At 45.3% G+C, this 10754-nt stretch carries 7 protein-coding genes; 3 read left to right on the forward strand and 4 right to left on the reverse strand.

The annotated features are described in order from the left end of the window. Nucleotides 1-10 precede the first annotated feature (10 nt). The 3 genes from KFE96_RS00120 to KFE96_RS00130 form a co-directional block, all read right to left on the reverse strand. Nucleotides 11-1513 (reverse strand): tryptophan halogenase family protein, encoded by a 1503-nt coding sequence (locus KFE96_RS00120; RefSeq protein ID WP_255833984.1) that lies wholly within the window; start codon nt 1511-1513, stop codon nt 11-13. Between the two features lie 126 nt (nt 1514-1639). After that, nucleotides 1640-4852 carry a TonB-dependent receptor gene (locus tag KFE96_RS00125; RefSeq protein WP_255833985.1) on the reverse strand — a complete coding sequence of 1071 codons (3213 nt, stop codon included), beginning with the start codon at nt 4850-4852 and terminating at the stop codon, nt 1640-1642. A gap of 199 nt (nt 4853-5051) precedes the next feature. Further along, complete coding sequence (locus tag KFE96_RS00130; RefSeq protein ID WP_255833986.1) at nt 5052-6065, reverse strand: LacI family DNA-binding transcriptional regulator; 1014 nt, start codon at nt 6063-6065, stop codon at nt 5052-5054. A gap of 150 nt (nt 6066-6215) precedes the next feature. Here KFE96_RS00130 and KFE96_RS00135 point away from each other — a divergent pair, with 150 nt between their 5' ends. The 3 genes from KFE96_RS00135 to KFE96_RS00145 all read left to right on the forward strand — a co-directional run bounded on the left by KFE96_RS00135 (nt 6216) and on the right by KFE96_RS00145 (nt 10337). Next, nucleotides 6216-8732: a glycoside hydrolase family 3 protein gene (locus KFE96_RS00135; RefSeq protein ID WP_255833987.1), complete on the forward strand. Its 2517-nt coding sequence runs from the start codon at nt 6216-6218 to the stop codon at nt 8730-8732. Between the two features lie 314 nt (nt 8733-9046). Further along, nucleotides 9047-9922 (forward strand): LysR family transcriptional regulator, encoded by an 876-nt coding sequence (locus KFE96_RS00140; protein ID WP_255833989.1) that lies wholly within the window; start codon nt 9047-9049, stop codon nt 9920-9922. A 112-nt stretch (nt 9923-10034) separates the two neighbouring features. Next, a complete protein-coding gene (locus KFE96_RS00145) occupies nt 10035-10337 on the forward strand; it encodes a hypothetical protein (protein WP_255833990.1) in 303 nt (100 codons plus the stop codon). A 189-nt stretch (nt 10338-10526) separates the two neighbouring features. Here the strand turns inward: KFE96_RS00145 and KFE96_RS00150 are convergent, their stop codons facing one another. Further along, nucleotides 10527-10670, reverse strand: a complete 144-nt coding sequence (locus tag KFE96_RS00150) for a hypothetical protein (RefSeq protein ID WP_255833991.1) — start codon at nt 10668-10670, stop codon at nt 10527-10529. Nucleotides 10671-10754 lie beyond the last annotated feature (84 nt).

Consider the following 10754-nt stretch of genomic DNA (forward strand, 5'->3'; position numbering starts at 1 on the left):
ACCACATTTCTCAAGTGGTTGAAACCGGGCAATACTTCCGTAAGTAATCACCATGAGACGGCATATGGTACACAAGGTATTTAATAGATTTCTCAATCTCGGATACCTCTTTCTTCAGGCTCTCCTGATCAAGAACATCGGCAAGCGGATTATACCCATCTGGAGCAATACCCTGACCAAGCATTACTGCTGACCAACTGGTGGATGTGAATAATTCATCCTCCTCCCGGAAAATCTGCCCGTTCCATTTGGACAGGTCAATTTTTTCCTGAAGCGTGTCAGGAATACTCATTGTACGGCAATGGTTCCAAAACTCACTGTCGTCGCGCGTGGTCGCGTGATAGTGCAGCACCAGAAAATCGCGGATACGGCAATATTCTTTATGGGTTAACCTGTTGTAGGTATTACGCTGTACATCAGAAACACCCCGCAAAGAGAAAGTTGCCAGAAGTTTAGCAACACCTGTGCTGATCAAATGAATAGAGGTTGATTCAAGGGGTTCCATGAAACCAGACGCCAACCCAATAGCTACCACATTTTTATTCCAGAATTTCTTACGGTGCCCCGTTACAAAGCGTAGCTGCTTAGGGTCAGCTAGCGGTTTACCGTCCAGATTATTCATCAGAATATCTTGTGCTTCCTGCTCATCCATAAAGCTTGAGCAGAAAACATGACCATTCCCAAGCCTGTGTTGAAGAGGAACACGCCACTGCCAGCCAGCGCTGTGTGCGGTCGCACGTGTGTAAGGAAGTGGGTCCTCTTCCTGTTCACATGGTACCGCCCATGCACGATCACAGGGCAACCAGTGGGTCCAGTCTTCGTATCCGGTTTTCAGGGCCTGCTCTATCAGCAGTCCTCTGAAGCCTGTACAATCAATGAAAAAGTCACCTTCTATGGTTTGACCATCTTTTAAAAGAAGGCTGTCCACATCACCAGTTTCATTATTGAGAGATACAGTATCAACCATACCTTCAATACGTTCGACACCACGTTTTTCAGAAAAATACCGAAGGAATTCAGCATATTTCACCGCATCTAAATGGTAGGCATAGTTGATAGGCGGCAAATCATCCCGGCCACTGTCTTCCGTCCGTCCAAACTTTCGATATTGGGCTGCAATTGTTTCTGCATTGAAAAGAAACAAAGGTCGTGGGTCACCGCTTTTCCGGTATTTCATCCAGATATGGTGAAAACCAACACCATCTATCTGGTACCCATAGTCACCAAAGGGGTGAAAGTAGCTGTCTTCCTGCTTACCCCAGTTTACAAATTGAATACCAAGTTTGAAGGTACCGCCCACAAAAGAAAGCATTTCGGCTTCATTGATACCAAGCATCTGATTGAATTGCACAAAAGGCGGGATCGTTGCCTCACCCACCCCAACGGTGCCAATAGCTTCTGATTCAACAAGAATAACCCGAGCTTCTTTTGTCTGCGCAAACTTTGAGAAGGCGGCAGCGGACATCCAACCAGCAGTGCCGCCCCCAACGATAACAATTGTCTTAATTGCCATATGTTCCCTCCATACTTGTTTACGCTACAGGTTTAACCTCGGATCATCAAGTTGATGCACCCTTAACGAGTACGACACAAAAAAATGGAGAACTCTGATCAACAGATCAAAGTTCTCCAGTCGCCCCTAAAAATTGAACCGTACCAGGAATGTAAATCGTCGATCATTCCTGAAAGCAGTTCTAGGTAGTCTCGTGCCATTAAAGTCTATCAATTGGCTGGTGCGTGTAACTTCATCCAGAAGGTTTACAGCCTGAATTCCGACTTTAATGTTTTCCGTAACATTATAGAAAATTGACCCATCCAGCTGTCCGGTTGACTCGCCAAAAATTGGAGAGAATGGGAAGATATCGTCCCGCGGGGTCAGCAAGAAATCTGATCGCCAATTATAAGCCAATCTTACAGATAATTTAGCGTCTTCATAAAAGCCTGTGAGGTTATAGGTATGCTTGGAAATACCCGGGAAACCAAGGCTATCAGCAAACGCGGACCGCCTCACATCATTTTCTGGAGCACCAAGATTACCCGCATCAACATATGTATAAGTTCCCTGGAAACCCAGATACTTGAGAGGCCCTGGCAAGAAATCAAATGTCTGCTGGTACCCCAGTTCAATACCCTTAACCGTTGCACTTTCTAAATTTGTCGGACCATCAATCCGTACTTGTGCAGTTGCCCCTGTATCACTGACAAATTCTCTGATCGTAGAATTATCCGTGATAAGCCCACTTATATCTTTCAGGAAGAAAGACGCAGTTAAGGAACCAACCCGATTGAAATACCATTCGACAGAAAGATCATAATTCCAAGCCGTCACGGGTCTTAACAATCTATTTCCGGTTCGCAGTGCAAACAGAGGCCCTGTCTCCAGGGTTCCGTCCTGCTGCAGCGTACCTAGATTACTACCAATCACACCGCCAGTTCGGAAATCAGCCAGATCAGGGCGGGAGATACCCTTTGATACGGCTGCCCGAACCAGCAGATCTTCAGTGATTCCGAACTTAACATTCAGGCTTGGCAGCCAATGTTCAAATTCAATATCGCTGCTGTCATCAAGTAATTCGCCTGTGAAACCTTCGATAAACTCTGCCTGCCGACCCGGCGACAAGAAACAGAATGGTGGCAACACGGCATTCGGGTCGCCGGGGGGAAGCGAACAACTTGTATCAGCATCTGGTGCAAATTCTGCCAGTGGGAACTGGATTTCACCAGCCGATTCAATAGTAGTTTTCACATACCGCAGGCCAATATTACCTTCGATAGCGATACCGTCACCTGGAACATTATTTGTACCAAAATCAACGCGTGCGTAGAAAGCCTGTGTTTTCTCAGTTACGTCAGAGATTTCACCTGGAAGATACACGGAATCGCCGACAAGACCTGCACGGTCCCCAACAGGCCCCCATGTTTCAGCAATACGAGCACCGAAGGCATCAATAATACCATTTGCCTGATTTTGCAGTGTACCAGAGAAATAATCTTCAATCAGATTATCACCGCCCCAGAAAATACCTGCTCCTCCCGGAACCGGAACCTGGGATGATCCACGCTGGAATTCAGCAAACGGTGTTCTAATGTTGGTAACGCCTTGAGACGCAGGGTTGCTCGCATAAACAGGGTTTTTAGGTGTATCTGTCCATGTCCATGCATTCGACAGATTACCCCAATTACCAAAATTATTATCGCGAGTGACACGGTTACGATCAGACCAGCGCGCTCCAAATTTAACCCGTTTAAAGAACGATTCTTCATTCAGGTCATAATCTATATCGCCTCGGAAAGTTGTAAGGTCACCTTCATTATCGATAAAACTGTCAATCAAGAACCAGCTGTAGAAACGGTCAGGGTTACTGAAATGCCCTTCGCTATTTGCGCCAAGCGGTGCACGGAATTCGATATTTGGTGTTGCACCACTTCCGAGATCAAGGAAGATATCTGAACGCCCAACAGTAGCTGAAATAACACCATCTTCCGTACGAGTTGAATCTACATGTTGTGCTTCAAGATTAATATGCAGGCGATCAGTTGGTGACCACTGAATATCCAGAGAAATATCTTCAGTTACAGCGTGATCATCCCGCTGGAACCTAAGGAACTCTGTCGGAATACCATCCTGAATATCACACGGCTGCCCAGGACCGCTGAATACAGGAAACTCACCTGTTGGCACATCAAATGTTCCAGGAACACAGTTATTAAAACCATGCCACGCCGTTTGCGATAGAACGCCAGATTGGAAAACACCATTCTGATCAAAATTCCACGGACTGCCTTCTGGCTGAACCGGGAAAAGTGCATCATCATTCACAAGTGCTAAAATAGCATGCTCATCCACGAATAAATCAGCTTCGGCGCGCAGATATTCCGCTGTTACAAGTAAGTTCTTTTCACTATTTTCCCACTGAGCTACAGCAGAGAAAGCATTTCTATCACGGTCATAACCCGTTGTTCTAACGCCCGCCCCTTTTGGAACAACAACCGAGTCAGCGGGTGGGAAATTAGCAGCATTAAATTCGGTATCGTCTCCAACACCTGCTGAACTAACCGAACGAGCACGAATACATGGACCGTCCAAGGTTGCTGCGCGGTAACATGGATCCGTAACCTGCGATGCATCTGATCGTGTAATCAATTCAGACTGAGAATAACCAAGCTGGAGGCCAAACCTACCAGATGAAGTTTCCCATGTATTTGCTGCTACCACAGAGAAACCAGGCGACCATTCTTCTGCCAGGTCACCATAGTTGCCCTCAATCGCACCAGCTATTCTAAAGCCTTCACCATCAAGTGGTTTGCGTGTTCCAAGGTCTACCACCCCGGAGATTGCGCCTTCAATCATATCTGCTGATGTTGCCTTGAACACCTTTACGGCACCGAGTAGTTCAGGGGAGATATCATTAAAACTTAAAACCCGGCCACCTGTGGCTGAAAACACATCACGTCCATTAAACTCTGACCGCACAAACGGCAAACCGCGGATAACCACATCCGCGCCCTCTACGGAAAAACGGTCTGGATCAGACGTTTTCTGGAACCTACCGATATTAATACCAGGGACACGCTGCAACGCTTCTGCGACAGAACGGTCCGCAAGAGCACCGATATCTTCAGCGGTAATCGCATCAATGAAAGTATCCGCGTTTTCTTTAAGCGATTGCGCGCTTCTTAGAGAGGCCTTGAAGCCCGTAACAACGATTTCTTCCAATTCCTCATCTTCGGCTTTGGCTTTATCATCATCGTTGGTTGTTTGTGCTAATGCAGCTGGGTTAGCTGTCGCCAATGCGAACGCTGATGCGCCCAGCAATAGATACTGACGAATTTTTGCTTCCCGTTTATCCATTGTTTTCCCTTCCCTGGAACAATAACAGACACCAATGACCCTGTCCTCCACAGACCAAAATACAAATTGTCTTATTTTTGTCAACAAAAAGTCCATAAAGGACAATATTTTTGTCCAAGGAAACTTATAAAGATAAAAAAAAGGCTGCTTTTCCTACGAAAAAGCAAGCCAACTGGTTCAAAGAAAACTTGTAACGGAATCAGTCTACTGGTGCATGAGCAACAGAATCACGATCAATGATCTGATGTTCCAGAATAAGCGTTTGAGACTTTGTTTCCACATTCCCTATGGGAGAGCGCAGCAAATCAAGTGCCGCTTTCGCCATTGCCTCAAAAGGTTGAGCAACTGTTGTCAACGCTGGCCAAGTAGTTTGAGCGAAAAGCGAATCGTCAAAGCCCACAACCGATAAATCTTCAGGAACCCTCAACCCTTTTTGGTTCGCCACCATAATAGTCGCGGCAGCCATTTCATCATTAGCTGCAAATATGGCTGTAGGCCTTTCTGGTAGAGACAATAATTTATTCGCGGCAATCGCTGCGTTGGCAAACCTGAAACGCCCTTCCTCAATATATGTCTGAGGCACAACTAACCCCGCTCTCAACATTGCCTCTTCAAAGCCCTGACGGCGAAGAAGTGTAGCCACGTGATCAGGCCGCCCACTTATATGAGCAATCCTTTGATGTCCAAATCCTATAAGATTTTCAGTAAGTTGCCGTGATGCAAGCCGATCATCAATTGTGATAGCACTTGCCCCTGCAATCGAACTGGAAGGGGATAACAGGACAAAATTAACCTGCCTGCTGCGGAATAAATCATGAAGTTCAGACGAATCGCACATCGGCGGTACAAGTATGAGATCATCCACCTTAGTCCGATCAAGAAAGGCTTCTGCCTGCCCAATCCAATCTGGATTCTTTTCATCAAAATATTCCACGGAAAGAAACCGTTCGGCACCCACACATTGCTTTAAAAGCGCATGGTTTAAACGTGCCTGATACCCACTACTTGGGTCGCCATACAAAATGCCGATACCAGCAGACGAAGACATATTCAAAGCACGCGCCATAGACTTGGGCGCATACCCAAGTTCCCGCATCGCTGCTTCAACCTTTTGTCTGGTCTTTACACTGATGTGTTCATAATTATTCATGACACGAGACACAGTTTTTACTGAAACTCCAGCCTGTCCCGCCACATCCGTTATTGTCACCATACTCGCCTCCGATAGTGTGCAGGAGGTTTCCCTCAAGCGCGACCATAGACCATATTTCTTAAACGATAAAGATTGACTTTGTCTTGAAAAAGGACAATATGTAGACAAATTTTGTCCTTATTAGCATTAAGACTGACCAGGGAGACAATCATGCGGAATATCAAAGCCTATAATAAAATACTGAGCTTCGCCCTGCTAACAGCCTTACTTTTGATAATCTATCCAACAGCCTTTCAAAAGAGCACAGCAAGCATTCCTCTGAACACTCAGAATATCTCAGACAGAGCGGAAAACATCCTCAAAAAGATGACGCTGGAAGAAAAAATAGGGCAGATCATTCAAGCCGATATTTCCGCCGTCACCCCGGAAGAGGCCAAAGAATATAATCTTGGTTCAGTATTAAACGGTGGTAACTCCGCGCCCGGCGGAAAGGTGACCGCACCAGCAAGAAACTGGATAGCCCTTGCCGATGAATTCTGGCACGCTTCTACAGATAAAAGCGATGGAGGCGTTGGCATTCCTTTACTTTGGGGTACCGATGCTGTCCACGGCCATAACAATCTGCAAAATGCGACTATTTTCCCCCATAACTCAGGACTTGGAGCCACAAAAAATCCAGCTCTTATTCGTGAGATTGGTGAAATAACAGCAAAAGAAATTCGCGCTACCGGCATTGACTGGACATTTGCACCAACCCTCGCAGTCGCTAGAGATGATCGTTGGGGCCGCGCATATGAAAGTTACTCTGAAAACCCTGCGTTGGTATCAATATACGCGGAGGCAATGGTGGAGGGTCTACAAGGCCAGTATCAAGAGCAAAACTTCCTCAAAGATGAGCATGTAATTGCGACCGCGAAACATTTTTTCGCCGATGGCGGCACTCACCAAGGCATTGATCGCGGAGACGCACAAGGAGACCTCAAGGAGATTTTTAATATTCATGCAGCTGGTTATGGCCCCGCTATTAGCTCACAAGCGCAGACGGTGATGGCTTCTTTTTCCAGTATAAATGGCGAGAAAATGCATGGCTCAAAAGGCTTTTTAACGGACCTTCTCCGATCTGAAATGGGGTTTGAAGGTTTTGTAGTTGGTGACTGGAATGGTCATGGTGAGGTGCCTGGCTGTAGCCCAACAGATTGTCTGCAAGCCCTTCATGCAGGGCTCGATATGTTTATGGCACCAGATAGTTGGAAGGGACTTTATAAATCGCTACTCGCTCACGCAAAGTCTGGCGCAATGGATATGAAACGGCTTGATGAAGCAGTGAACCGCATTCTTGAGGTTAAAATCAGAGCTGGTCTGCTTGATAGCGTACCACCTAGCGAGCGCACTGCAACCAATCCAGCCCTACTTGGCCACAAAGAGCACAGAGCCACAGCGCGGCAAGCAGTTCGAGAGTCCCTTGTGCTGCTGAAAAACAATAACGCCATGCTACCAATCGCCGGGAATGCAAACATTCTGGTGACTGGCAGCGGTGCTCATTCAATGCAGCAGCAAACAGGTGGCTGGACGCTTTCCTGGCAGGGCGATTCAAATAACAACGATGCCTTCGAAACAGGAGAAACCATTTTTGAAGGTATTCAATCGGCTGCCAAGAAATTCGGCGGCAACGCTTTTTTATCCAACGATGGCAGCTATACAGAAAAACCAGATGCAGCCATCGTCATATTCGGAGAACAACCTTATGCAGAATACCGTGGTGACCGAAGCGATTTAGTGTTCGAATTTAAAGATGGTGAAAACCTGAAGCTCCTGAAAACACTAAAAGCTAATGGCATACCAACAGTTTCAGTGTTTCTAACCGGCCGCCCGCTATGGGTAAACAGCCATATTAACGCCTCAGATGCATTTGTTGTTGCCTGGCTGCCCGGTACCGAAGCTGGCGGTATAGCCGATGTACTGATTGGCAACGAAAAAGCGGTGCCTCGATATAATTTTACAGGCACCCTTTCTTTCACATGGCCAAATGTAGGGAGTGGCGAACCTTTAAATGATGCAGACCATCCCGATACACTTTTCCCATACGGATTTGGACTCACTTACGAATCCTCCACGCGAACAGCACACCTTCAGGAAGACTCCGGTGTAGTGGAATTAGGCGATAATTTTGACGGCAAACTCATTACAAGAGGAGACGCCGTTGCGCCTTTCGCCTTGTTTTTAGGAGACAATTCAAATCCCAACACTCCTGTCACGTCGCAGCTCGCTAGCTCTATCAGTGGTTCAGTAAACGTGAAGGGTACAGACTATGCGGCTCAGGAAGATGCCAGAACAATCACATGGAATGGTAAAGGTGAAGGAAGCTTCAGCGTGCGTGTGGATAGAGCTGTAAATTTAAACATGCTGGGTAATCCTGAGACACTCGCGATCAATCTTTTAGCTCGTATCAACCAACAACCAATAGGCTCTGTATATCTCTCCGTCGGATGCGGCGAAGGTTGCAGCTCAGAGATTGATATTAGCCCGATGATTAAAAATATTGAAAGCAACACATGGCAAACATGGCACTTCCCCATTTCATGTTTTGATTTGGGCAAGCTGAAAACGGATAATATCGAAACCGCATTTTCTATTCGCTCTACAGGGCCTTTGAGCATCTCAGTTCATGCAGGTGAATTTATCAGCAGTAACGATACGCTTACGTGCCCGTCGACTTCAGCTTCATAGGATTATCGCGTTTTATGTGTCAAAACTGATGGATTATCGAAAGATATGAGTCGCACTGTCGAAACTTATGTGTCAAAGGCTGATAAAACATCAGGAATTCTGCGGAATCCTATCGCGACTATTGTGTCACCCAACAGATTTGTCGGTTGACACATAAGTTTCGACAAATGGCCCAGCGCTTCAGAGCGTCTGGGCCTTTTTTTAAAATTTAGCTCACATAAAATTGCCAATTAAGGCGCTTCTATAATAATGTATTTTTTTGTAAAATAAATATATCAGTGCAGATGTATCGAAATTTTCAATAGGTGCGTGACATGGATATTACCCAAATACGTACTTTTCTGGCAATCGCTCAGACTGGTAGCTTTATCGGCGCGGCCAACGTGGTAAATGTAACACAATCTACCGTCAGCGTACGCATGCGTACTTTAGAAGATGAACTCCGCGTAGAACTATTTGAACGCGGAAAACGTGGAGCAATACTTACGCCTGCCGGACAAAAATTTATGCGTACCGCGACGGCTATGGCTCGACTATGGGACCAGGCTAAACTAGACATTGGAGTTGCAGAAGAACAAATAGCTAGTTTACGAATAGGAGGTCAAGTTAGCCTATGGCAGGGTTATCTCATTCCTTGGCTAGCGTGGATGAGTGAAAACAATCCAAATCTAGCCCTACGCGCGCATATGGCAGACCCGTTGCAACTTGTGCAACAGTTAGTAGATGGTGCGTTGGATATCGCAGTAATGTATCGCCCTCAATTCCGACCAGGTTTTATCGCCAAACCAATCTTCACAGAAGAAATTATTTTAGTCAGCTCCATAAAGAACCATGATGAACCTTTTGATGACAATTACATGCTGACGTACTGGGGGCCAGCTTTCAAAGAAGATCATGCACTGAATTTCCCTGAACAGAAAGCTCCTCGTTTGACTGCTGATCTCGGAACCATGGCAATAGATTACTTGCTAGAAAGACCTTCTACCGGCTTTTTTCCTCGCCGTATTGCAGAGCCATATATCGAATCTGGTAACTTAATAATTGTGAAAGAAGTGCCATCATTCGAATACCCGGCATATTTGGTATATCCTGATATCCTTGATCATGATCTTATGAACCGCTTACTGACAGGTTTAAAGTCAGTTGCAAAATCCCTAAATCTTTCATTTTCAAATGAAAAGCTCGTATAAATTTTATACTTAGATATCTATTTAATATATCAATAATAACCATGCATTAAATTCGTTTGAAAAATATATAATTCAAATGCATTTAGTTCTCACTTGCTTAAGGAGAACCAGCATGAATGCAATCAAATACATTTTTCTAATTAGCCTAGGGCTGATTGCTACTGCCGCATTTGCTCAAAACGGAACCACTGTAATCAATCGTGATGAAATGGATCACGTGCTGGTTATCGAAGATGAAAACGGTAAGACCACGGAAAAAACAATCCATGCTCGTGACTCATTAAAAAATCTGTGCGCTAAAGAATGTTACTTATCTTTGAAGGGCACGGATGAATTTGAATATGTCGAAGAAGGTGAACAAATAGTCTTCTTGATTGTTGATGGTCACTTGGTTGTAGACGTTGGTGATGATTAAATCCTCGTAAAACCCTCAACACCAACTTATGCGGCACCTTCGAGTGCCGCTTTTTTTTCATCAAGACAAAACCTCTTAATCATGTTTGGATAGACAATGAAAATCGCAATGCTTGCTCGCAATTGCACCCTCTATTCCCATGTACGTCTAAAGGGGACGGCTCGCCCTTATAAGACTGTTATTTTATCCTTATTTCTTCCTGTGACGCCTTGCCTGTTTTTTAGACTTTATCCTTACCGGAAATTCATCCCAGTCATAGCGTTCAAGCTTATTCTTGATGTGCTCTTTATTTAAGCGCTTATCAATATCTTTGTTTGCTTGCATTGTTGCCATCTATTTTGACACCTTTACGACACCTATAAGGGACTTTCGGTCAAACCGACCAGTAAATAAAGCGGATAAATTGAACATCAAATA

Source organism: Kordiimonas sp. SCSIO 12603 (assembly GCF_024398035.1).
Classification (GTDB): domain Bacteria; phylum Pseudomonadota; class Alphaproteobacteria; order Sphingomonadales; family Kordiimonadaceae; genus Kordiimonas.